We start from the raw sequence: 24,569 nt of genomic DNA on the forward strand, positions 1-24,569 counted from the left end.
GCCTGCGGCCACCGTGGTCGCGGATGGCGCGACCAGCGGTGGTGCGTCCGCAGGTCGCTCAGGTGGTTGCTTCGGTGGCGATTGCCGAAAGGCGGGTGAACAGCGTGGTGAAGAATTCCGTGATCTGGGTGCGGCCCACGGCAATCAGGATGCCGGCGATCACAGCGGCCAGCAGCCCGTACTCGAGTGCGGTCACGCCATCTTCTTCTTTCAGGAACTTGCGGATGGAAGCGTTCATGACGGTTGTCTCCCTCTACCTGTCAATGGCAACAAGACACCTGCATCGGCCGGTTGCCCGACTCCGTCGGGACCGTCCATGGACCTCTGCCATCCTGGCGGAGGTGGCAATGCGGGACTGTCCCGCATCGCTAAAGCAGGGTGATCTCCGCCAGGGAGTGCAGCGACCGCGCATGTGCGACCGCGCGGCACCAGGCCGGTGGTCGCAACGTCATCGAGCAGCGCGTGCATCGTCATGCTGTCCCCTGGGTGTGACCGCATCGGAGCGGTTCGATCACCGTGATACCGACTTTGCCTGAATGGCGGCCGGGTGCAACCGGAACCTATATGCAAATTCGGCAGGAATCTCTTATTCCTGATAATCGGTTGCTTATTCTGTGATGAAGCGCCGTTCCCAGGCGTAACGATTCATCGTGATGTTAATAATGTGACCCGGGTTAACGCATGCGAGAATCGTGCCACTGGCGCCCACATTTCCTTCACGCCGGGCGCGGGTTGCTGTATTCCCGTGCGACCTGTTTACCTGCGTGGATTATCGGGCATACTCGTATTCAAGGTTTGGTACTTTCAAGGTGGAGCCGGCCAGTGGCCGCATCCATCACGGCAACGGATGATGCTCTTGGAAACCGCGCGCACCTGTAGGGCAGTGGGGGTTGCGGCGGGCAGCTGACCAACGGGGGACGACACTGTCATGGTTGATGGTGGGGTGGTTGACAGCGACGACGGCGAGCTCCGGTCGATCGACCTGGCCACGCTGAGCGGTGTGCTTCGCGTATGCGATGTGGAACTGTTGCTGCTCGACGGCAATGGTCCGCGCGCGGCGTTCGCTTCGCGCGTGCATGAGGAAGCCCTGTTCTGCAGCATCAGCTGCGGATTCCATTGCCGTGGCCGCTTCATGCTGCCGCCGGACTGGGCGATGCTGGGGTATCTGCAGGCCACCGACGAGGCGGTGAGCTGGTGCCATGGCGTACCGCTGGCGGCCGGGATGGCGTTGACCGTGCTTCCCGAAGGCATCAGTGAATTCACCCTCAGCCCCGGTACCCGCTTGACCCTGATGCTGGTGCCGGTATCCCGCGTGCAGCGCAAGCTGACCGAACTGAGCCTGCGCAGCACACCGCCGGCGGGACAGGCGCTCTCGCTGTTCAATCTGTCCGGTGATGATGCCCCGCTGGCGCTGCATTACCAGCAGCTGCACCAGCAGCTGGGGCAGGGTGCCAGCCTGCAGCCGGAGGAAACCGAGCGGCTGCTGCATGAGCACATCCAGGCCCTGCTGGGTGCCGGTGCCGTCGATCGCCCGGGGTGCAGCCGCGCACGGCGTACGCATTACCTGATCGCCCAGCGCGCCGAGAATTTCATGCGGCTCAACCTGCGTCGCAATATATACATGAATGAAATCTGCGACGCCGCCGGTGTCAGCGAGCGTGGCCTGCGCTATGCATTTGAAGATCTGTTCGGTACGTCGCCCAACCGTTATCTGTCCATGCTGCGCCTGTGTGCAGCCTGCCGCAGCCTGTCGATGGCCGACTCCAGCAGGCGTTCTGTCAAGGCGATCGCGCTGAGCTGTGGCCTGTGGGATCTCTCCCGCTTTGCCGACAATTACCGGAAGGTGTTCGGTGAACTTCCGCGGGATACCCTGATGCGTGCACCCGCGCAGTTGGGCCAACCGGCCTGAGTCTTGCCCCACAGGGGCTTTCACGGCATTGCTGCCGGTTTTGCATATCCGGCTGCCGAATCCGGCCGTGGATTTGCCGGATTGCGCGATTGCCCTGCCGGATTGAAGTGCGCCACGCCTCCGCGAACCGTTGAAATGTCAGTCACCTGCCTAGCGGCAAGTCCACTGTCATTCAAGTTGTTCGCCTACGGGGGAAATGCTCATGAACCGCATCTACCGGCGTGTATGGAACCGCCAGCTCAATGCTCTGGTTGTGGCCTCGGAACTGGCCACCGGCGATAGCGGCGGCACCGCATCACGCGATCCGCGCACCTCCCTGCTGACGCCCAGCGCCCTTGCGCTTGCACTGCTGTGCGTGCTGGCCAGCGGGCCGGCATCCGCAACCGAATCCAACCAGTCGCTGCGCGATCTGCAGGCGCTGGCGGCCAAGTACACCCAGACCTTGCCGGTGAAGGTCGATGCCGAAGTCGCCCTGGCCGCAGCCGCGCGACAGGCGCAGGCGACGCCTGCGATCAGTGCCGATACGCGTGTGGGCCTGCAGTTGAGCACGACCTCGCTGCCGCTGGTGCGCGATGTCCTGCCGGCCGCCGTGCAGGTGAAGCTGGGGGCGAACGCATCGCCGCAGCATGTGCCCACGCCAGCCCTGGCCGCTGATGTGCGGGCCCAGCTCGGCATCGGAGCGGGTACCCAGGTGGATACCTCACTGGCAGCGAACGTTTCCTCCGGTGCCGCTTCGCCGCTGGGGCTGACAGCCGATGCGAAGGCAAAGGCCAGGGTCGGCATCGCAGGCGCTCCGCTGGCATCGGTGGGTGCCGGCGCCAGGGCGGCAGCGGGCATCACGACGTCCTCGCAGGGATTGTCCGGGTTGAAGGCCGGCATCGACGGCAACGCCGACTCGCATCTGGCCATCGCCGGACATCGAATCGAGGGCCAGGGCAAGGCCTCCGCAACCGCAGCGGTGAGCTTGCCCGCCAAGGAAGAACTGCCGGGCGAGACCGATGATCGCGCGATCACGGCGGCGTTCGATGCAGGCGTCGCCGGCAAGGTGCGCGTGCAGGGCCCGGGTGGCCAGGACGTGGTGGCCGATCGCAACCTGAAGCTCGCGGGCCGGACCGTCGTGAGTGCGCAGGCCAGCACGCTCGGTCTCGGAGGCCTGCATCACGGCGCCCTGGGCGATCTTGGCGGTGCGGTGGGTGGCGTAGTGCACGGCGTAGTCGGCACGGTGGGCAGCGCAGCAGGCGGGACGCTGCACGAAACCGTCGGCACCGTAGGTGGCGCAGTGGGCGGCACGCTGCATAACACCGTGGGCGCAGTAGGTGGCACGCTTCACGGAGCTGCCGGCACGGTCGGCGGTGCGGTGGGTGGCGTAGTGCACGACGTGGTCGGCACGGTGGGCAGCGCAGCAGGCGGAACGCTACACGAAACCGTCGGCGCCGTCGGCGGTGCGGTGAGCGGTGTACTGAACGGCACTGTCGGCACCGTGGGTGGCGCAGTGGGCGGCACGCTCCACGGTGCTGTCGGTACGGTCGGCAGTGCGGTGGGCGGTGTACTGAACGGCACCGTCGGCAACGTCGGTGGTTCCCTGGGCGACACGTTGAACAACACCGTAGGTGCTGTAGGTGGCGTCCTCGATGGAACCGTCGGCACCGTCGGTGGTGCTGTGGGTGGCGCGCTCAACGGCACTGTCGGCACGATCGGCAGCGCCGTAGGCGGCGCTTTGAACGGCACCGTGGGTGCGGTTGGCGGTGTCCTCGATGGAACCGTCGGCACCGTCGGTGGTGCTGTGGGTGGCGCGCTCAACGGCACTGTCGGCACGGTCGGCAGCGCCGTAGGCGGCGCGTTGAACGGCACCGTGGGTGCGGTTGGTGGCGTCCTCGATGGAACCGTCGGCACCGTCGGTGGCGCCGTGGGGGGCGCGCTCAACGGCACCGTCGGCACGGTTGGCAGTGCCGTGGGTGGCGCTCTGAACGGCACCGTAGGTGCGGTCGGCGGTGTCCTCGATGGAACCGTCGGCACCGTTGGCGGTGCGCTCAACGGCACGGTTGGCACGGTCGGCAGCGCCGTAGGCGGCGCTCTGAACGGCACCGTAGGTGCAGTCGGCGGCGTCCTGGATGGAACCGTCGGCACCGTTGGCGGTGCGCTCAACGGCACGGTTGGCACGGTTGGCAGTGCTGTGGGTGGCGCGTTGAACGGCACTGTAGGTGCGGTCGGCGGCGTCCTGGATGGAACTGTCGGCACGGTCGGCGGTGCAGTCGGCGGTGCGCTGAACGGCACGGTCGGCACGGTCGGCAGCGCGGTAGGCGGCGCGTTGAACGGTACGGTAGGTGCGGTCGGTGGCGTCCTGGATGGAACTGTCGGCGCGGTCGGCGGTGCAGTCGGCGGTGCGCTGAACGGCACCGTTGGCACAGTCGGCAGCGCCGTAGGCGGTGCTTTGAACGGCACCGTGGGCGCAGTCGGCGGTGCAGTCGGAGGCGTGCTCAACGGCACGGTCGGCGCAGTCGGTGGTGCGGTGGGTGGTGTGCTCAACGGCACCGTCGGCACCATCGGAGGTGCCGTGGGCGGTGCACTCAACAATACGGTCGGCTCGGTCGGCAGCGTTGTCGGTGGCCTGCTCGGGGGTGGCAGCACCACGCCGGGCAGCGGGCTGGACGGCGTACTCACCGGCACGCTCGGCAACGTCGGCGGTGCGGTGGGCAACCTGCTGGAGGGCAACCTCAACGGTACCGTCAACAATCTCGGCGGCGCAGTCGGCGGGCTGGTGGGCGGCACGCTGGGTGGCCTGGGCCTGACCCAGCCCTCGGCGATTCCGCCGGACAGCCCGAAGGCACCCGCTCCGGCTGATCCGAATGCGGGACTCATCATCGGTACCGGTGGCCTGGTCGGCAACGTCGGCCAGCTGATCGGCCCGACGACCAGCAGCCTGTTCGGCGGTGACGGCTATCTGCACAACGGCAATCTCAAGCTCAGCAACGCGAACGTGATGCAGGCCTACTCCACGGTCAACGTGCTCGGCCTGCCGGTCGTGAACCTGTCACCGGTCGGCAGCACCCTCAATGGCCTGGGCGGCGCGGTGACCGGTGGCAGCTCGCACCTGACCCTGATCGGTGGCGTCACTTCCGACAGTTACATCTACAACATCAACAACGGCAACCCCGGTGGCCTGCTGGGCCTGCTGCTGCCGACCGATTCGCCGGCATGGGCCGCCAAGTGCCTGGATATCGCGTTGGCCGACATCTCCTGCTGGGCGGTCAACGCCGCACAGGACTACCAGGTGCTGATGGGTGACGGTGCCTTCGCCAACGGCTCCAAGGAAGTGGTGATCGGCGCCAATGCCCGCCATGAGCTGCCGAAGGTGGACGCCAACGTGGCGTTCCCGGGAGCCGGTCCCAACGATCCCACCAATCCAACCGGCGTGCCGACTGCGGACTACGCCGCGCGCATGGGCCACTCGGTGATTGTCGGCGACAGCGCGGTGGGTACTGCCAACGGCCAGACCCTGCTGGGTGCGGAGGCGACCTCGAACCAGGCCAATTCGGTGGCACTGGGCTACCGTTCTGCTGCGCTGCGCGGCGCACAGGCCAGCTACAGCGCCTATGGCCTGACCGCCGCCCAGGTCTCTGCCGGTGAAGTTTCGGTGGGTACCGCCAACGGTGGCGAGCGCCAGATCACCAATCTGGCTGCGGGTAGCGCCAATACCGATGCGGTCAACGTCGCCCAGTTGAAGGGCGCGATCAGCCTGATCGATGATGTTTCGGCCGGCGCGGTGATGTACGACGTCGATGGCGCAGGCAATCCAGACTATCGCCGCGTCACGCTCGGCAACGGCACGGGTACCACCACCATCGGGAACCTCGCCGCGGGTGCGGTGACCGCCGGCAGCCTGGAAGCGGTCAACGGCGGCCAGCTGGCCACCACCAACGCCGCCATCGCCGGCTTCTTCGGTGGCATCACCGCCTTCGATCCGGTCAGTGGCGCCTTCACCGCGCCGCTGTTCGAGATCAGCACGATCTCCACCGACGGCGCCATTGCGCAGGGCCTGTACAACAATGCGACCGATGCCTTCGACGCCGTCGACGGCTCGCTGGTCAATCTCAACACGCAGATCAACGATATCCGCAACGGCGGCACCAAGTACCTGCGAGTGAACTCCACGGGCGTGGAGGCAGTGGCCACCGGTGCCGACTCCATCGCGGTCGGTACCAACGCCCGCGCCACGGCTGCCAACGCGATCGCGGTCGGTGCCGGCAGCCTGGCTGATCGTGCGAACAGCGTGTCGATCGGTGCCGCGGGTGCCGAACGCCAGGTGACGAATCTGGCCGCCGGTACGGCTGCCACCGATGCGGTGAACCTGGGCCAGCTGCAGGCCTCGGAGGAAGGCGCGCTGCGCTACGACCTCAATGGCGATGGCAGCGTCAACTACGCCAGCGCCACGCTGGGTCAGGGCGGCACGGCGACCACGCTGCGCAACCTCGGCCCGGGCCAGGTGAGCGCCACGAGCAGCGAAGCCATCAATGGTGCCCAGCTGTTCGCTGCCAACCAGGCCGTCGCCACCCATCTCGGAGGCGGCGCGGCGGTCAATGCGGCCGGTGTGCTGACCGCGCCGACCTACACGATCAACAACATCGCCGCCAATGGCACCATCAGCCAGGGCAGCTACAACGACGTCGGCACCGCCTTCGACGCGGTCAGCAATTCGCTGGCCAATGTCGCCGACCAGACCGACGATATCGACAAGCGCGCGGTGAAGTACGATGTCGATGGCAGTGGCAACGTCGTCAACACGGTCACCCTGAGCGGTACCGGCACGGGTGCGGTGAAGGTGACCAACGTGGCGGCCGGCAGCATCCTTGCAGGCAGCAGCGACGCCATCACCGGCGACCAGCTGTTCAGCACGAACTCGACCATCGCCAGCTACTTCGGCGGCAGCACGGCCTTCGACGGCACCACCAATCTGTGGACCGCGCCGTCGTTCAGCATCTCCAGCATCGCCACCGACGGCACCCTGACCGCCAACGACTACAGCAACGTCACCGCGGCGTTCTCCGCGGTGGACGGTTCGCTGAGGGTGCTCAACCAGCGCATCACCAACGGTGGCGGCAGCCCGTACCTGGCAGTGAACTCCAGCGCCGCGGCGGCCGCTGCGGCAGGTGCGGAGGCGCTGGCGGTGGGTCCGCAGGCCAGTGCGGCAGGTGCTTCGGCCGTGGCAGTCGGCAACGGTGCCAACGCCAGCGCGGACAACAGCGTGGCACTGGGTGCCGGCTCGGTGGCCAGCGTCGGCGCGCAGAGCGGCTATACCGGTGCCTATGGTCAGACGGGTGCCAGCAATTCGGCAGGCGAAGTGTCGGTCGGCAGCAGCGGCAGTGAACGCAAGATCACCCACGTTGCCGACGGCTCGGACGATCACGACGCGACGAATGTCGGCCAGCTGAAGAATGGCGTGAACTATGCCATCGATCAGTCCAAGGCCTACACCGACCAGAAGATCCAGAACATCACCAACGTCGCCGGCAGCTTCCGCGCCAACAACAGCAACAACCTGGCCGATCCGGCCGCGACGGGCGCCAATTCCGCAGCCGGTGGTGCAGGATCGACGGCCGCCGGTGCCAACTCGACGGCCCTGGGCAACGGCTCGCAGGCACAGGCCGACAACTCGGTGGCCCTGGGCGCAGGGTCGGTGGCCAACCGTGCCAACACGGTTTCGGTGGGGGCCAGCGGCGCCGAACGGCAGGTGGTCAATGTGGCAGACGGCACCCAGGCCACCGATGCGGTCAACGTGCGGCAGCTGCAGGCCTCGCAGCAGGGCACCATCCGCTACGACACCACCGTCAACGGAGCCACCAACTTCAACAGTGTCACTCTCGGCAGCAGCACCAGCGGCCCGACGACGGTCCGCAACGTTGCCGCCGGTACGGCAGGCACCGACGCGGTCAATGTCGACCAGCTGAAGTCCGGCATGGCGCAGACTCTGGACTGGTCGAAGGCCTATACCGACGAGCGCATGGGCGGCTTCGAGCGCGACCTGCGCAGGACCGACAACCGCGCTTCGGCCGGCATCGCTTCGGCCATGGCCACGGCCTCGCTGCCGCAGCCGAGCGAAGCGGGTCGCAGCATGGCCTCGTTCGCCGCCGGCAGCTACAACGGCGAATCGGGCGTGGCGGTGGGCTTGTCCGGTGTCTCGGAAGGAGGCCGCTGGATCTACAAGTTCAGCGGCTCCACCAACAGCCGTGGCGAGGCCGGTGTGGCCGTCGGTGCCGGCATCCAGTGGTAACCGCCGTAGCCGGGCCGCAATCGCGGCCCGGCTGCCGCGCAAACGTCTACAGGGGGAATGACATGAATCAGCATCGCATCGCCCGCGCCGGCCGCATCGCCGCGTCGCTGGGCCTGATCCTCGCCGCCGGCCTGCTGGCCGCCTGCCGCAGCCACGCGCCCGCCGGTGAGGGTCCGGCGGAGGCCACTGCAGTGGCCTTCCCGGAAGTCTCCAAGGCGTCGCTGAAGGAGGGTACCTATCCCGACATCGCCGACCTGCGCCGCTTCGCGCCCGGGATGAGCAAGCGGCAGCTGTACAGCCTGCTGGGTACGCCCCACTTCAACGAAGGCATGTGGGGCGTGCGCGAGTGGAACTATCTGTTCAACTTCCGCACCGCACAGGGCGCCGAGTACTTCACCTGCCAGTTCCAGGTGCGCTTCGACAACAAGGGCATCGCCCAGGCCGGCTACTGGAAGCCCGAATCCTGCGCCGCCGTGCTCGACCCGCCGCGGCCACCACCGCCGCCGCCGGCACCCGCGCCACTGCCCGAACAGCCGCTGCGCCTGGCCGCCGATGCACTGTTCGGTTTCGACAGCGCGGTACTCAGCGCCGAAGGCCAGCAGGCGGTGCAGGGCATCCTGGCGCAGGTCCGTGAGGCCAGCAAGGTGCAGTCGATCCAGGTCGTCGGCTACACCGACCGTATCGGTGCGGCCAGCTACAACCAGCAACTCTCGCAGAAGCGGGCCGAAGCGGTGCGCACGGCCCTGGTGCAGGGCGGAGTGCCGCCGGGCAGCATCAGTGCCGAAGGGCGCGGCGCGGCTGAACCGATCGTGCAGTGCGCACAGCGCAACCGTCGCGAACTGATCGCGTGCCTTGCGCCGAATCGCCGGGTGCAGATCGTCGGGATCGCGCACCCGCGCTGAAGTCTCCCGCGCCGTGGCCATGCCCCGGCATCCCGAGTCCCCCCTGACCACCGGCAGGACGTGGCCACGTCTCCCCCGTCGTCCACCCCTGCCGGTGGCTCAGGTTTTCATACGGTGCACGCGATGAACGCCCAATTCCTGCCTCTGTCCATGAAGACGGAAACCACCCTCAGCGTGTATGGCCAGCTCGGCAATCATGCGGTCGTGCGCATCCCCGGGCGGCGCCTGCCGGGCCTGATCCTGCAGGCCGATACCGTGGCCGGGTTCCTGGCCCAGCTGCAGGAAACCCAGGCCTGCCTGCGCAGCGGCCGGGCACAGCGTGCCGATGCGGAGCTGGACATGCTGATCGACATGCTGGAGCAATGGTACGCGTTGATCGAGTCGCGGCTGGCCGATGCCGGCGAAGCGCTGTAGCAGCGGGGCGGGCGATCAATCGGCGTCTTCGACGCGCTCGCCCATCAGTTCGCGCTGGCGCTTGTCCAGCTCCTCGGCGTAGCGCCTGCGCACGAAGGCCTCGGAAACAATGCCCAGCAGCTGGCCATCGGCGGCAACCACGGCCAGTTCGTCGGCCTGCGTCCGGTCGAAGCACTGCATCACGCTGACCACATCCGCGCCCGGCAACAGTGACACCTCGCGGTTCTCGGCCAGATCGCCAACGGGTGTCTCCGGCTTCACGCCGTCGGCGTAGACGCGCGGAATCTGCACGATGCCGGCGTAGTGGCCTTCGCTGTCGATCAGGACCACGCGACTGCCGGAGCCCAGCGGGAAACGCTGGCGGAACGCAGCGGCATCCAGCCCGGCCGGAGTGGTGGCAACGCCCTTGCGCATCATCCGCCCGGCGTTGAGGGTGTGGATCCAGCCGACGTCGCGTGCGCTGCGGATGGTTTCGCCGCGCAGATGCATGCGCCATGTCGAGAACGAGTAACCGAACCACTGGCGGACCAGTGTGCTGGAGACCAGTACCGCGCTCATCACCACGCTGGTCAGCAGGAAGTCGTGGGTGCCTTCCAGCACCAGCATGGCCATGGTCATCGGCGCGCCGACCACTGCGGCGGCCAACGCGGCCATGCCCGCAAGCGCCGCGGACGTGGCGTCGACCACGGGCACGCCAGTGGCCATCGCCAGCAGGCCGGCAAACAGGGTGCCGACCAGGGTGCCCATGAACAGCGACGCAAAGAACAGGCCACCGCGGAAGCCGAAGCCCAGCGAAATGCCCGAGGCCAGAAGCTTCAGGGCGAGCAGGCCGCCGATCCAGATCAGTGGCAGCTGCGTGGTCAGGTCCAGGTGAAGCGCACCGTGACCGGAGGAAAGCACCTGCGGGCTGGCCATGGCCAGTGGAATCAGCAGGAGGCCGCCGACCACCGGGCGCCCCCACAGGGGCAGTGGACTGCGCTTGACCACGCCTTCGATGGAGGCGATCAGCCGCATCACGCCGATCCCCACCATGGCGCAGCAGCAACCGAGGAGGCCGTAGATCGCGTAGTCGGCGGCGCGCACATCGATGGTCGAGGCTGCGGGCAGCAGGTACGCCTCGATGCCAGCCTGGTCGGCGACGAATGCACCCGCCAGTGCGGCCAGGGCCACAGGCGCGAGAGCGGCGGGCGTGTAGGCGCCGATGACGATCTCGAACGCGTAGAACGCGCCGGCCAGCGGAGCCCCGAAGGCCGCGGCGATGGCGCCGGCGGCACCGGCACCGACCAGGATGCGCACATCATTGCGGCGCAGGCGCATGACACGGCCCAGCTGCGAGCCGCTGCCCGCACCCATCTGGGTATACGAAGCCTCAAGGCCGACGGACGCACCGCAGCCGTTCGACAGCAGGGTCTGGGTGAGCACGATCAGATTGTCGCGCATCGACATGCGACCGCCATGCAGGGCATTGGCCTCGACCGCGTCGAGCAGCGGGCGCTTGCGCCGCGCGGCCGCCAGGCTGACCAGCCCGACCAGCAGGCCGCCCAGCGGCAGCACCAGCAGGGCGGTCCAGCTGAGCGCGGGCAGGGAGCTGAGGCGCATGCCGGGTTCCAGCCCGTACAGCGCACTCTGCAGCCCGCGCGCGATGTCCGACTGCAGCAGCGTCAGGCCACCGGCGATCAGGCCGACCAGCAACGCCAGTGCGATGAACCACAGGTCGCTGCCACGCAGGCGCAGTCGCAGGCCCTGGAAGGCCAGATGCAGGCGCGATGGTGGAACCGTGGAGGCCATGGTGGCGGCATGATACGCCGCCATCGTGATCGCCACCGTCACCGCATCGGGCATTTACCGCATCAGAAGCGGTAGCGTCCCTGAAGGTAGAAGGTGCGTGGCGCGGCCACCATGCGCCCGGCATTGCCGTCGACATTGCGGGTGTACCAGCGCTTGTCGGCCAGGTTGTTCACGCCGGCCGTGATCTCGCTGTCGCCCAGCCCCGGAACCTGCCAGGCCACCTGCGCATTCCACAGCCGCACCCCCGGCACGCGGCCCACACGTGCATCGGCGCTTTCCTGCCAGGTGTTGGCAGCGTCGGAGAATTGGCCGCTCTGGTGCGTGCTGGAGACATTGAAGGTCCAGGCCGACAGCGCATAGCGGGCGCCGATGCTGTCGGTGTCGCGCGAGTAGAAGGGCACGTCCCGGCCGCGGTTGTCACCGGACTGCTGGATCGCCTTGGTCCAGGTGTAGTTGGCGTACAGTTCCAGTCCGGCCAGCACGCTGTCTTCGGCGAAGCGGTACTCGAGCGCGCTTTCCACACCCTTGTGGTCGGTCGCACCGATGTTCTGGAAGGTGGGAGGAGTGATTCCCGGCACCTGCAGGATCTGGTTGTCGAAGCGCATCCTGAACAGCGTGACATCCGCGCGCAGCGCGCCGTCCTGCCAGCGGGCGCCCAGCTCGGTGGTCCTGGCCACCTCTGGATTCAGCGGATTGCTGGCGGTCTGCGAGTTCAGCTGGATGTTCTGCACCGGCCCGAACGAGGTGGTGTAGTTGCCGAACACGGTCAGCTGCGGGGTCAACAGGTAGGCGACGTTGAGCGAGGGCAGGGCTTTGTCGTTGCGGCTGCTGAAGGTGGTGCCGCCATCGGCCTGGCGGCGGTCCATGTCGATCCATTCCATGCGCACCCCCGGCGTGATCCGCCACTGGCCGATGGCGATGCGGTCGTCGAGATAGAAGGCGTGGGCGTCGGTCGCATTGTCGAAGCGGTTGATGGGGCTTGCGGCGCCGGTGCGGCGGGTCACCGTGTAGCTGCGGTCGTTGCCGCGCTCGCGCAGGAAGCGGTAGCCCGCGGTGACGTCGTGCACGCTCGCCCCCCAGTGCAGGCGCTGGGTGTAGCGCGGTTCGATGCCGAGCACGCGGTAGTCGCGCGGCTGCACGCTCACCTGGGTGTTGGCAGCGTTGATCAGCGAGCTGGCACGGGTGCTTTCGTTGTAATAGGCCAGTACCTCGAACTCGCTGGTGTCGGACAACGTGTGGGTGTAGCCCAGATCGATGCCCGTGCGGTGGCCCTTCCAGAAGTCATCGGGACGCGTGTTCTGGAACGGATCCGCCTCGTACTGCGCGCGGGTCAGGCCGCCTGGCGTCAGCGAGCGGACGTCGTAGTAGGACAGCTTGGCACGCAGCGTCTGCTGGTCGTCGATGGCGTAGGCGAACTTCAGTGCCAGATCGTTGAAACGGTCGTCGCTGCCTTCGCGCCAGCCGCGACCGTCCTGGCCGGAATAGAGCAGGGCGACGCCCAGGCCGTTGTCGCTGGTGCCGCCGAGGAAGGTGTTGTACTGGGTGCTGTCGCCGCCGCCATGGTCATGGGCGTTGTAGCGGATCCCGACCTCGCCGTGCAGGCCGCTCTGCTGCGGAATGGCGCGGGTGCTGAAGTTGATGATGCCGCCCACGTTCTGCGGCCCGTAACGCACGGCTCCGCCGCCGCGCACGACGTCGATCGATTCGATGTTGGACAGGCTGGCCGGCGCGAACGACAGCTGGGGCTGGCCGTAGGGTGCGACGGCCAGCGGCACGCCATCCAGCAGCACCGTCGAGCGGGGTGAGTAGCGGCCGGTGAGGCCGCGCACGCCGATGTTCAGCGACACCGAACTGCCGGCGGTGCCGGAGTTGTCGGTGACCTGCACGCCGGGGATGCGGCGCATGGCGTCGCCGATGCTGGTCGCGCCACTGGTCTCGATGCGCTGGCGATCGACCACCGTACGTGCCCCGGCGAAGCTCTTGACGCTGTCATGCAGGCCGGTGCCCAGCCAACTGCCGGAGACCTGGATGCTGTCGAGCGTGGTCGGGGCGTCCTGGGCGAGGGCCGAAGCAAGGGGCATCAGGCACAGGGCGAGGGCTGCCACCAAGGGCAGCTGGGCCGGTTTCGGGGTGCGGAGGGGCATCTGGACGGCACAGGGAAGGTGGTAAATGAGAATTATTGCTGATTCCATTCGTGAATGGAATCGAGGGCCGATGGCCTCTGGGGTCGGGTGGTAAAGTGAATGATTGCCTCCTGACTCACCGAGATCCGTCATGCCTGCAGCTGTCTTCTATCCCGTCGGAACCCCTGGCCAGCCGTGGGGAGCGGCGGAACGGGAGCAGTGGCGTGCGCGCCAGCAGCGCCTGCGCCGCTACGACGAGGAAGTACTGCCGCGCATCGAGGCACTGGCAGCGCGCTTCGACAAGGTGGCCTACGGCCAGCTCGACTACGCGGGAGAGACCTATACCCTGTTCGCCCTGCGCAGCCGCGACTGGAACCCGGCGCTGCCGGCGGCGCTGGTCACCGGCGGCGTGCACGGCTACGAAACCAGTGGCGTGATGGGTGCCCTGGAGTTCCTTGAAAAGCACGCGGCCGATTACGCGGGCAAGGCCAACCTGCTGGTGGCACCGTGCGTCAACCCATGGGGTTTCGAGCGCATCAACCGCTGGAACTTCGACGCGATCGATCCGAACCGCAACTTCCGTGCCGGTGGTCCGGCTCGCGAATCAACCGCGCTGATCGAGCTGATCGAACCCCTCAAGGGCCAGTTCGCGCTGCACATCGATCTGCATGAGACCACCGACAGCGATGAAAGCGAGTTCCGCCCTGCGCTGGCGGCGCGCGACGGCAAGCCGTTCGAACCGGGCCTGATTCCTGATGGCTTCTACCTGGTGGACGACAGCGCCAATCCGCAGCCGGCGTTCCAGCAGGCCGTGATCGCGGCGGTGGAAAAGGTGACCCACATTGCACCGGCCGACGACAAGGGCGAGATCATCGGCTCTCCGGTGGTGGCCCATGGCGTGATCGAGTACCCGCTGGTGGAACTGGCCCTCTGTGCCGGCATCACCGGTGCGCCGTACACCACCACCACCGAAGTCTACCCGGACAGCCCGCGCGCCACGCCGCAGCAGTGCAACGATGCGCAGGTGGCCGCGGTCTGCTCCGCGCTGGACTACGCACTGGCGCATTGCTGAGGGGGGGCGAGCCCCTGCGCGGCTGCCGTTGCGGCCAACCCTGGTGCATGCCGGGCCGATAGGGCCCGGCGCTATCGCAGCGCGTCTGCCCACCACAGCGCGGCCGGCCCGGGCGGTGTGTCGCGCCGCCACACCAGGTCGCTGTGGATGCGCCGCGGCCAACCGGGCAGGGCCAGTTCCACCAGGTGTCCGCGGTCGTAGCGCTGCACCAGCGCTCTCGGAAGTTCGGCCCAGCCGATGCCCTCCTCGGCCATTTCCATCACCATCAGGTAGTCCGATGCGGTCCAGGCCGGGCCGGCGACGGCACGCGCGTGATCGACCTGTGCGCTCAAGCGAATCTGCCGATGGCGGGCAAGCTGCGCTGCGGCGCGCGCACCGGCCGCGGCCAGTGCGTGTCCGTGCGCGACATACACCGCCAGCTCGCTGTGATGGGCCAGGGGCTGTGCGATCACTGCATCCGGATAGCGCTCCTGGCGAGGCAGCAGGCCCAGTCCGGCGCGGCCGCTGCCGACCAGTTCCAGCACATCGTGCCCTTCAGCGTCGAGCCACTCCAGTTCGATTTCGGGAAAGGCTTCAGCGAAACGCTGCAGCACCTGTTGCGCCGGGTCCAGCTGGTAAACATCGGAGAACACCACCGTCAGCCGGGGTTCGACAGGTGCAGCCAGGCGCACGCTCAGCTGCCGCAGGCGCGCATCGGCAGCCAGGATTTCCTGGGCATGGCCCAGCACCTGCCGCCCCGGGTCGGTAAGCTGCGGATAGCGCCCGCTGCGGTCGAACAGGGATACGCCCAGATCGGCTTCCAGATGGGCGATGGCGGTGCTGACCGTCGATTGCGTCTTGCGCAGGCGCCGCGCGGCAGCCGAGAAGGAGCCCAGTGCGGCAGCCTCGACGAACGCCTGCAGGGATTCAGGAGAGTAGGGCATCGATCCATCGCTCATATCGATGGATTCCATTTTTGATCCATCGTAAATGGCGATGATACTGGGCGCCATCGCCCCTGTCAGCGGGCGCTGTGAATCCTGCTGGAGTTTTCCCATGACCCGTCGTGTTCCCGCCCCAGGCCCCCTGATTGCCTGGGCCTGCCTGACCGTGGCGATCGTCGCCGAAGTGGTCGGCACGTCCTTCATGGCCCATGCCGCCCGCGCCGGTGGCTGGACCGGCTACCTGGTGATGGCCGGGGCGCTGGCGTTGTCCTATTACTTCCTGGCGCTGTCGGTACGGCGCATCGCGGTCGGCGTTGCGTACGCGGTGTGGGAGGGGCTGGGGCTGACCCTGCTGACCCTGGTCGGCATTGCGGTGTTCGGCGAGAGCCTGTCGATGCAGCAGCTGGCCGGCCTGCTGCTGGCGGTGGCCGGCATTGTCTGCGTCACCCTTGGGGAGGCGCACTGATGAACACAACGGCACTGTTCTTCGTGATCTGTTCTGCACTGATCGACGTCGCGGCAAACATGATGGTGGCCAAGTCTGAAGGCTTCCGCCGCTGGCAATGGGGTGTCGCTGCCGTCGTCATGGTCTGGATCGCCTTCGCGCTGCTGGGCCAGGCAGTACGCCACCTGGACCTGGCCACGGCCTATGCGCTGTGGGGTGCCATCGGCGTGATCGGCACCGCTGCCTGCGGGCGCCTGCTGTTCGGCAATCGCCTGCGGCCCATCGGCTGGATCGGCATTGCACTGGTGACGGGGGCGGTGCTTCTGCTCAGTACCGCATGAGCGGCGACGATTGCAGACCGGAGCGCGCTGTCCGACACTGCGGTTTTTCCGCAACGGAGTGCCGCCATGTTCAGCCACATCACCGTCGGTTCCAATGATCTTGCGGTCTCGCGCCGCTTCTACGACGCACTGTTCGCAGCCATCGGCGGCCGACCGGGCATGACCGATGAAGATGGAAAACTGGTCTACGTCAAGGACGGGCGGATGTTCATCGTGACCCCGCCCATCGATGGCCAGCCGGCGTGCCACGCCAATGGCGGCACGATTGGTTTCGCGCTGGAGACTCCGCAGGCAGTTCACGCCTGGCAGGACGCAGGCATCGCCCACGGCGGCAGCGCCATCGAAGATCCGCCGGGCGTACGCCACAAGGCCGGGCGGCAGCTGTACCTGGCCTACCTGCGCGATCCCGACGGCAACAAGTTGTGCGCCGTGCACGTGATGCGCTGAACTTCGCGGCGCGCGCGTGATACCACGCGCGTGCTGTCCCTGTGCTGTCATCGCGCGACAGCACTTCATCCTGCGTCCACCGCCGTTCAGCCAGAATCCGCCGGCTCACTCTTTGATCGACCGGAGAACGCCGCCCCGTGGAAGCCCTGGAGCCGCAACAATCCCCGGTGCGCACCCTGCGGCCTGTATTCGCCTTCGCGGCGATCATCGTCGTGGCGTTCGCGCTGTTCGTCAGCCTCTATCCAATCGGTGCCGGTCGCCTGCTGCTCAGCGCCCAGGACTGGGCGGCACTCAACGTTGGCTGGTACTACCTGCTGGCGATGACCCTCTATCTGGTGTTCGTGGTCGGCGTGGCGCTGTCCAAGTATGGTGGCATCAAGCTCGGTGCCGACCATGACGAGCCCGAGTTCAGCTATCTCTCCTGGGCGGGCATGCTGTTCGCCGCGGGCATCAGCATCACCCTGTTCTTCTTCTGTGTCTCCGAGCCGCTGACCCATTACCTGCAGCCGCCGCAGGGCGATCCCGCCGCTGGTGAGGCCGGCGCGCGCCAGGCCATGCAGCTGCTGTTCCTGCACTGGGGCCTGCATGGCTGGGGCGTGTTCGCGCTGGCGGCAATGGCCATGGCCTACTTCGCCTATCGCCACAACCTGCCGTTGGCGCTGCGCTCGGCGCTGTATCCGCTGATCGGCAAGCGCATCAACGGACCGATCGGCTACACCGTGGATGCGCTGGGCATCGTCGCCACCGTGTTCGGCATCGGCGCCGACATGGGCTTCGGTGTCCTGCACCTCAACGCCGGGTTGTCGCACCTGTTCGACATCCCGCACTCGAACTTCGTGCAGATCGCCCTGGTCGCCAGCATGATGGGGGCAGCGGTGGCCGTTGCAGTGTCCGGCGTGGAGAAGGGGGTCCGCTGGATGGCCAACATCAACATGCTGCTGGCGATCGCGCTGGTGCTGTTCATGCTGTTCGCCGGGCCCACCCAATACCTGTTCGGCACGTTGATGCAGAACCTGGGCGACTATCTGGGCAGCGTGGTCGGCAAGAGCTTTGACGTGTACGCCTATGGCGGACGGCCGGCATGGCTGGGCGGCTGGACGGTGTTCTACTGGGCCTGGTGGATCGGCTGGGCGCCGTTCGTCGGCCTGTTCATCGCCCGCATCTCGCGCGGACGTACCATTCGCGAATTCGTGTTCGGCGTGCTGCTGATTCCGCTCGGCTTCACCCTGGCCTGGTTGTCGATCTTCGGCAACAGCGCGCTGGACCAGGTGCTGCACCATGGCCAGCAGCAGCTGGCACAGCTGGCCGTGGATGACCCACCGACCGTGCTGTACGCATTGCTTGATGGTTATCCGTGGAGCCGCACGGTGATCGCGGTGACCGTGCTGGTCAGCTTCATCTTTTTCGTGACATCGGCCGATTCGGGCGCGGTGGTGCTGTCCACGCTGTCGTCGCACGGCGGCGCTCCGGAAGACGATGGCCCGCGCTGGCTGCGCGTGTTCTGGGGCACGGTGATCGCCGTGCTCACCGCAGGCCTGCTGCTGGCGGGCAGCATCGATGCGTTGAAGTCGGCGGTGGTGCTGGCGTCGCTGCCATTCTCGGCGGTGCTGCTGCTGATGATGTGGGGCCTCACCCGAGCCTTCAGTGACGAATCGCACCGCAAGCGCGCGCTGCAGTACCGGCCATCGCCGCTGATCGGCGACGATCGCCACCACCAGGGCTGGCGCCAGCGGCTTGCGCAGGCCATGCACTTCCCGGTGCGCGACCAGGTCTACCGCTTCATGGATGACACGGTGAAACCGGCGATGGAAGCCGTGGCCGAGCAGCTGCGCGAACAGGGCTGGGACGTACATACCCGCATCGAAGCCGGCGACATGGAACTTTCGGTCAACCATGGCGAGCAGCAGGACTTCCTGTATCGGGTGATCCTCCGCGGCTACCTGACGCCGTCGTTCGCCGCCCAGCAGCTGCGCAACCAGCGCTACTACCGCGCCGAAGTGCATCTGTTCGAAGGCAGCCAGGATTACGACCTGGTCGGATACAGCCGCAAGCAGATCATCAACGACATCATCAGCCAGTACGAGCGGCATCTGCAGTTCCTGCACCTGAGCCGGTGACGTGCAACCGCCGGGGCATGACCCGGCGGTCGGTGGTGGCGCGCAGCCACGCCATCACGGGCGCAAGAGCACCTTGCCGTTGCGGCCGGAACCTGCGCCGGCCTTGACCGCCGCGGCGACATCATCGAGTGCGAACACCTGTTCCACCGGCAGCGTCAGTTCGCCGCCGGCTGCACGCTGCAGCAGTTCGCCCACCAGCCGTCGCTTGTCGTCCACCGCCATCGCCTGGCTGACCTTGCTGCCCCAGAAGCCTTTCACGGTGGCTTCCTTGTAGATCAGGCCTCCGGCGGGGATGCGCATGGGCTCGCCGCTCATCACGCCGAAGGACACCAGCGTGCCGTGGTGGCCGAGCAGGTCGACCAGGTCACCGCTGGCGTCGCCGCCGATGGAATCCACGGCGGCCGCCGCCTGCGCTTCACCGGTCACTGCACGCACGCGGTCCTTCCAGCCGTCCACCGAGGTATCGAATACATGATCGATGCCGAGCGCCTGCAGCTGCGCGACTGCATCGGCGTTGCGCACCAGGTTGGCCACATGGACACCACGTGCCCGCGCCAGCATCGCCAGCGACTTGCCGACCGCGCCATTGGCGGTGTTCTGCACGATCCATTGGCCTGGCTCGACATGCAGGAATTCCAGCAGCATCAGCGCACTGAGCGGCATGGCAATCAGCTGCGCAGCGGTCTCGTCGGGGATCGATTCGGGCATCGGAATCACCATCCGTGCCGGCGCGATGAATGCTTCGGCCCAGGTGCCGTGCACCGAGGCGGCAGCGACACGCTGACCGACCCGAAGGCCTTCGACGCCGTCGCCAACCGCGTCGACCACGCCCAGTGCCTCGCTGCCACCGATCGCCGGCAGCGTCGGCTTGTAGCCATACAGGCCGCGCACGGTCAGCAGATCGTGGTTGTGGATGGAGGCGAGCACGGTACGGATGCGCACCTCGCCAGGACCAGGTTCAGGCAGGGCGGCCTCGGCGACGGCAAGGACGTCGGACGGGTCGCCGAAGGAGGAGTACTGGGCAGCGCGCATGGGGGATGTTCCGCGGAAAGTGGAGGTTGTATCGAAGTGGGGATGCGTGCGGCGTCGACAAGGCGGCGCAGACGCAACACGGCATCCTGCGACGGTTCGTCGCGGAGGGCGCTATTTACTGCATCTTGTGTTGACGATATCCATCATCCCCACTATGTTGGGGCCGTCACTCCCGGTCAGCCGCCGCCGCCGGACGATGCAAGACACGTCCCGCGGCCCGCCCCTGAAGGCTTGCCGTGTCGACGCGGCCGCCCTCGTGCGGACTCAGGTCGCCCCCACGGCCCGGATACCGGCCGCAGGCGCAGGCACTTGCCGACGATCTGGTGTTCCCGCGCTTTGGCATCCCACCCAATCGCCCCGTGCGCCGGTATCGCGTGCAGGGCCGCCATGGCATCGGCGCAATCGTGCGTGCGAGCCTGGAGACGCAGGACCATGACTGAATACACCTACCGCGCGGCCGATCCGGCCGGCGCCGGCGACGCCCTGCGCGCCGGTGGCGAGCGCGTGCCGACCTGGATCACCAAGGAGGCCGGCAACCGACGCCTGCCGTTCGACGCCGGGCGCCTGCAGCGCAGCATCGACGCCATCCATGCCGAGTTCCCGCAGCTGGACGTAGCCGACTACCGCCGCGTGGTACAGGCGATGGTTGAGCGCAAGCCCAGCATCAGTGCCGACGACCTGGTGGACCTGCTGATCCGCGAGGCGGAATCCCGTGTGGACCTGGTCGCGCCGGACTGGGAGCGGTTCGCCGCCCGCATCTACCTGCGCCGCCTCTACAAGCGCGCCAGCCGCAACCGCTTCTACGATGTCAGCCTGAAGTACGGCTCGTACGTAGGCCTGCAGGAGAGCCTGGCCGACCGTGGCGTCTACAGCAATGACATCCTGCGCTGCTACTCCAAGGAGGAGCTGCAGCAGGCCGGAGAGATGATCGATCCCGACCGCGACCGTCTGTTCGCGTACAACGGCCTGTACCTGCTGGCGACGCGCTACCTGGCCAGCGACCGCAGCCGCGAGGTGTACGAGTTGCCGCAGGAGCGCTGGCTGACCATCGCCCTGTACCTGATGCAGGAGGAGAAGCCGCGTGAGCGGCGGATGCAGCTGGTCGGCGAGGCCTACTGGGCGCTGTCGAACCTGTACATGACGGTGGCCACGCCGACGCTGGCCAACGCCGGCAAGGTCGGTGGACAGCTGTCCAGCTGCTTCATCGATACAGTGGACGACAGCCTGCAGGGCATCTATGACTCCAATACGGACATTGCCCGGGTTTCCAAGCACGGCGGGGGTGTCGGCGCCTACCTGGGCTACGTGCGCAGCAGCGGTGCACCGATCCGGGGTGTGCCCAACTCGTCCGGCGGCGTAGTGCCCTGGATCAAGCAGCTCAACAACACCGCGGTATCGGTCGATCAGCTCGGCCAGCGCAAAGGCGCGGTGGCGGTATACCTGGACATCTGGCACCGCGACATCGAGGCCTTCCTCGATCTGCGCCTGAACAACGGCGACCAGCGCCTGCGCGCGCATGATGTGTTCACGTCGGTCTGCGTCCCCGATCTGTTCATGGAGGCGGTCGAGCGTCGGGCCGACTGGTACCTGTTCGACCCGCATGAGGTAAAGCAGGCCAAGGGCTGGTACCTGCAGGACTTCTACGATGAGACGCGCGGTGCGGGCAGCTTCCGCGACCGCTACGCGGAGCTGGTGGCCGACGAGCGCATCAGCCGGCGCACCGTGCGCGCGATCGATCTGTTCAAGCGCATCATGCTCAGCCAGCTGGAGACCGGCAATCCATTCCTGTTCTACCGCGATGAAGTCAATCGCAGGAACCCGAACAAGCATGCGGGCATGGTCTATTCCAGCAACCTGTGCACGGAGATCCTGCAGAACATGAGCCCGACGCGGATGATCCAGGAGATCGTCAGCGGCGACCAGATCGTCACCACCCGCCGCGCCGGCGATTTCGTGGTGTGCAACCTGTCCTCGATCAATCTCGGACGGGCGGTCACCGCGCCGGACGATCTGCTGGCGAAGGACGTGCTGGAACGGTTGATCCCGATCCAGGTGCGCATGCTGGACAACGTGATCGATCTCAATGCCTTGCCGGTGCCGCAGGCCACGATCACCAACCGCAAGTACCGGGCCATCGGCCTGGGCACGTTCGGCTGGCATCACCTGCTGGCGCAGCAGGCGATCCCGTGGGAATCGCCGGAGGCCGAGGCGCTGGCCGACCGCCTGTACGAACGCATCAACTTCCTGACCATCCAGGCCAGTGCCGAACTGGCGAAAGAGAAGGGCCAGTATCCGATGTTCGCCGGCAGCGACTGGCACACCGGCCGCTACTTCAGCGACCGCGATTACCGTGATGCGGCCTGGCAGGGCCTGGCGCGTGAGGTGGCCCGCCATGGTCTGCGCAATGGCTGGCTGCTGGCGGTCGCGCCGAACATGAGCACCGCCCAGATCGCCGGTTCCACGGCCTCGATCGATCCCATCTACAGCGCGTTCTACTACGAGGAGAAGAAGGACTTCCGGCGACCGGTCGCAGCCCCCGGGCTGTCGCTGGAAACCTGGCCTTACTACGAGAAGGGTGCCTACAAGGTGGACCAGTTCGCCAGCGTCCGGCAGAACGCCCGGCGCCAGCGCCATGTGGACCAGTCGATCAGCTTCAACCTGTATGTGCCCAGCACCATCCGTGCGAGCACGTTGCTGGAGCTGCACCTGAGCGCATGGCGCGCGGGACTGAAGACCACCTACTACGTGCGCTCCAACGACATCGACATCAGCGAATGCGAGTGGTGTTCAAGCTGATCGCTGCGCCCCAGCCGCGGTAGCGCCGGGCCATGCCCGGCGAGCGCACCGCGCGGCCACTCTACATTCCGCCGGGCATGGCCCGGCGCTACCTCTGCAGGAACGATCATGGCAACGCCGCTTGACCGCATCAAGATCCTTGAACCACGCCATCCCAACCGCAGCACCGGCATCATCAACGGCCGCACCAGCGGCATACTGAACTGGAACGACATTCCGTACCCCTCGTTCTATCGGGCGTACAAGGAACTGTCGACCAACTTCTGGATCCCCGACGAAGTGGACATGAAGCTGGACGCACGCCAGTACGGTGAACTGTCCGGACGCGAGAAGAACGCCTACGACTCGATCATCGGCCTGCTGGCCACGCTCGATTCGCCGCAGACCCGGTTCATCTACAACGTCGCCGAGTACATCACCGATCCGGCCGCGCATGCCAATGCGGCGATCATCGGCCAGCAGGAAGTGATACATAACGAAAGCTACAGCTATGTGCTGGCGTCGATCACCGATCTGCCCAACCAGAACCGGGTGTTCGAACTGGCCCGCACGCATCCGACCATCATCAGCCGCAACGCGCCGATCATGCAGGCGTACGACGACTTCATGCGCGACAAGACCGCCGAGACGCTGCTGAGGTCGCTGATCCAGTCGTCGATCCTGGAGGGCATCAACTTCTATTCCGGCTTCGCCTATTTCTACAACCTGGTGCGGCAGAACCGCATGACCGGCACCGGCAAGATCATCAGCTTCATCAACCGCGACGAGCTGGCCCATACCAAGTTCATCAGCGAGGTGATCCGCGCCATCGTCGGCGAGAATCCGGAACTGCAGACCAACGAGCTGACGGCTTACGTACACAGCGCCTTCGAGCATGCCATCACGCTGGAGACGCAATGGTCGTCGGAAGTGCTGGATGGCATCGACGGCATCGATGTGGACGAGATGGTGCGCTACGTGAAGTACCGCGCCAACAAGATGGCCGGCATGCTGGGTATCGAGCGGCTGTACAGCGATACGACCGACAATGTGATGCCGTGGATCAAGGCCTACGCCGACAACTTCACCGAAACCAAGACCGACTTCTTCGAGATGCGCAATGCAAGTTACAAGAAGACCAACGTCGACAACGGCTTCGACGATCTCTGAGCGGGGGCCGGCGCTGGGCATCCTGATCGTGGTCGCCTCGCTCAGTGGCAATACCCGGGAGCTGGGACGGCAGATCGCCGAGCGGTGTCGCGCGGCGGGTCACGCGGTGCATTGGCAGGAGGCCGACGACCTGCGCCAGCCGGCTCCGCTGGCGGCCGATGAAGCCGACCTCGTGCTGCTGGGCAGCTGGACCGACAACGCCGGGCGCACACCGGCGGAGATGAAGGCATGGGTGGCCGGCATTGCCGGGCTGGGTCAGCGGCCGCGACAGGTAGCCGTGTTCGGCACCGGTGAGACACAGTGGGGCCAGGAGTACTATTGCGGCGCCGTGCACCGCCTGATGCGCTACTTCCACAGCAGCTACCCGCCGCTGGAGATTGAACAGATGCCGCACGGCGAGCGCCACGCCGCCGCCATCGACGCCTGGACCGACGCGGTCCTGGCCCATTACCGGAGTACCACCGATGCAGATCATCGACGCCACCACGCCTGAGCAGCTCCAGCAGCTGTTGGCCGAACATCCCCGGGTCCTGGTGGATTTCCACAAGGACCAGTGCCCGGGCTGCCGGATGCTGGAGATGTCCCTGCAGCGTGTCGCCAGCAGCGGCGCGGGGCAGGGCATGACCCTGCTGCGGGTGCAGCTGGAAGTGCTGGGTGAAACCTTCTTCAGGGAGCTGGGGCTGCGGCAGACACCAACGCTTGCGCTGTTCCGTGACGGCAACGAACGCATCCGCCTGGCCGGATTCCAGTCGCCACAGCAGATCGAGGCTGCCATCGCCCTGCATCTGTAGAGCGGGGCCACGCTCGACAGCGCTGCACGCGTGCGTCGAGCATGGCCCGGTG

General features: G+C 66.8%; 18 protein-coding genes. 13 read left to right on the plus strand and 5 right to left on the minus strand.

Annotated features, from left to right (window positions below):
* Positions 1-58: 58 nt before the first annotated feature.
* Entirely contained in the window at positions 59-238 is a 180-nt protein-coding gene (locus ACVOME_RS01415) for a Flp family type IVb pilin (RefSeq protein ID WP_065175243.1), read from the minus strand.
* 690 nt (positions 239-928) lie between these two features.
* On the opposite strand from ACVOME_RS01415, the gene ACVOME_RS01420 reads away from it, so the two are divergent.
* From ACVOME_RS01420 to ACVOME_RS01435, 4 genes are all read left to right on the plus strand, one after another.
* Positions 929-1,909 (plus strand): AraC family transcriptional regulator, encoded by a 981-nt coding sequence (locus ACVOME_RS01420; RefSeq protein ID WP_065175242.1) that lies wholly within the window; start codon positions 929-931, stop codon positions 1,907-1,909.
* Between the two features lie 202 nt (positions 1,910-2,111).
* Positions 2,112-8,177 (plus strand): ESPR-type extended signal peptide-containing protein, encoded by a 6,066-nt coding sequence (locus ACVOME_RS01425; protein ID WP_481504616.1) that lies wholly within the window; start codon positions 2,112-2,114, stop codon positions 8,175-8,177.
* 62 nt (positions 8,178-8,239) lie between these two features.
* A complete protein-coding gene (locus tag ACVOME_RS01430; protein ID WP_053517837.1) occupies positions 8,240-9,079 on the plus strand; it encodes an OmpA family protein in 840 nt (279 codons plus the stop codon).
* Between the two features lie 123 nt (positions 9,080-9,202).
* On the plus strand, positions 9,203-9,493 hold the full coding sequence (locus ACVOME_RS01435; RefSeq protein WP_053517836.1) for a DUF6959 family protein: 291 nt from the start codon (positions 9,203-9,205) through the stop codon (positions 9,491-9,493).
* 15 nt (positions 9,494-9,508) lie between these two features.
* On the opposite strand, the gene ACVOME_RS01440 is transcribed toward ACVOME_RS01435, so the two are convergent.
* Together ACVOME_RS01440 and ACVOME_RS01445 are read right to left on the minus strand one after the other, a co-directional pair.
* On the minus strand, positions 9,509-11,305 hold the full coding sequence (locus ACVOME_RS01440; RefSeq protein WP_053517842.1) for a chloride channel protein: 1,797 nt from the start codon (positions 11,303-11,305) through the stop codon (positions 9,509-9,511).
* Between the two features lie 38 nt (positions 11,306-11,343).
* A complete protein-coding gene (locus ACVOME_RS01445; RefSeq protein WP_481504617.1) occupies positions 11,344-13,425 on the minus strand; it encodes a TonB-dependent receptor family protein in 2,082 nt (693 codons plus the stop codon).
* Between the two features lie 130 nt (positions 13,426-13,555).
* On the opposite strand from ACVOME_RS01445, the gene ACVOME_RS01450 reads away from it, so the two are divergent.
* Positions 13,556-14,476 carry a DUF2817 domain-containing protein gene (locus tag ACVOME_RS01450; RefSeq protein ID WP_476341289.1) on the plus strand — a complete coding sequence of 307 codons (921 nt, stop codon included), beginning with the start codon at positions 13,556-13,558 and terminating at the stop codon, positions 14,474-14,476.
* Positions 14,477-14,547: 71 nt separating this feature from the next.
* Here ACVOME_RS01450 and ACVOME_RS01455 read toward each other — a convergent pair whose 3' ends face one another.
* A complete protein-coding gene (locus ACVOME_RS01455; RefSeq protein WP_065182974.1) occupies positions 14,548-15,399 on the minus strand; it encodes a LysR family transcriptional regulator in 852 nt (283 codons plus the stop codon).
* Positions 15,400-15,511: 112 nt separating this feature from the next.
* Between ACVOME_RS01455 and ACVOME_RS01460 the strand changes: the two genes are divergently transcribed.
* From ACVOME_RS01460 to betT, 4 genes are all read left to right on the plus strand, one after another.
* On the plus strand, positions 15,512-15,865 hold the full coding sequence (locus ACVOME_RS01460; RefSeq protein ID WP_053517832.1) for an SMR family transporter: 354 nt from the start codon (positions 15,512-15,514) through the stop codon (positions 15,863-15,865).
* Positions 15,865-16,185 carry a DMT family transporter gene (locus ACVOME_RS01465; RefSeq protein ID WP_065175236.1) on the plus strand — a complete coding sequence of 107 codons (321 nt, stop codon included), beginning with the start codon at positions 15,865-15,867 and terminating at the stop codon, positions 16,183-16,185. Before ACVOME_RS01460 ends, ACVOME_RS01465 begins: the two co-directional genes overlap by 1 nt.
* 66 nt (positions 16,186-16,251) lie before the next feature.
* The gene (locus ACVOME_RS01470; RefSeq protein WP_065175235.1) at positions 16,252-16,632 is read left to right on the plus strand and encodes a VOC family protein; all 381 of its coding nucleotides are present in this window, start codon (positions 16,252-16,254) and stop codon (positions 16,630-16,632) included.
* Between the two features lie 137 nt (positions 16,633-16,769).
* The gene (gene betT / locus ACVOME_RS01475) at positions 16,770-18,749 is read left to right on the plus strand and encodes a choline BCCT transporter BetT (protein ID WP_065182937.1); all 1,980 of its coding nucleotides are present in this window, start codon (positions 16,770-16,772) and stop codon (positions 18,747-18,749) included.
* 54 nt (positions 18,750-18,803) lie between these two features.
* On the opposite strand, the gene ACVOME_RS01480 is transcribed toward betT, so the two are convergent.
* Entirely contained in the window at positions 18,804-19,781 is a 978-nt protein-coding gene (locus tag ACVOME_RS01480) for a zinc-binding dehydrogenase (RefSeq protein WP_053517825.1), read from the minus strand.
* Positions 19,782-20,213: 432 nt separating this feature from the next.
* Here ACVOME_RS01480 and ACVOME_RS01485 point away from each other — a divergent pair, with 432 nt between their 5' ends.
* The 4 genes from ACVOME_RS01485 (at position 20,214) to ACVOME_RS01500 (ending at position 24,517) form a co-directional block, all read left to right on the plus strand.
* The gene (locus ACVOME_RS01485) at positions 20,214-22,577 is read left to right on the plus strand and encodes a ribonucleoside-diphosphate reductase subunit alpha (RefSeq protein WP_346475102.1); all 2,364 of its coding nucleotides are present in this window, start codon (positions 20,214-20,216) and stop codon (positions 22,575-22,577) included.
* A 105-nt stretch (positions 22,578-22,682) separates the two neighbouring features.
* Entirely contained in the window at positions 22,683-23,726 is a 1,044-nt protein-coding gene (locus ACVOME_RS01490; RefSeq protein WP_262218324.1) for a ribonucleotide-diphosphate reductase subunit beta, read from the plus strand.
* A 13-nt stretch (positions 23,727-23,739) separates the two neighbouring features.
* Positions 23,740-24,219 carry a flavodoxin gene (locus ACVOME_RS01495; protein ID WP_197571186.1) on the plus strand — a complete coding sequence of 160 codons (480 nt, stop codon included), beginning with the start codon at positions 23,740-23,742 and terminating at the stop codon, positions 24,217-24,219.
* The gene (locus ACVOME_RS01500; RefSeq protein WP_053517820.1) at positions 24,191-24,517 is read left to right on the plus strand and encodes a thioredoxin family protein; all 327 of its coding nucleotides are present in this window, start codon (positions 24,191-24,193) and stop codon (positions 24,515-24,517) included. The genes ACVOME_RS01495 and ACVOME_RS01500 overlap by 29 nt, the downstream gene beginning before the upstream one ends.
* The last annotated feature ends 52 nt before the right edge of the window (positions 24,518-24,569 follow it).

The organism is Stenotrophomonas sp. STEN008 (genome assembly GCF_056760435.1).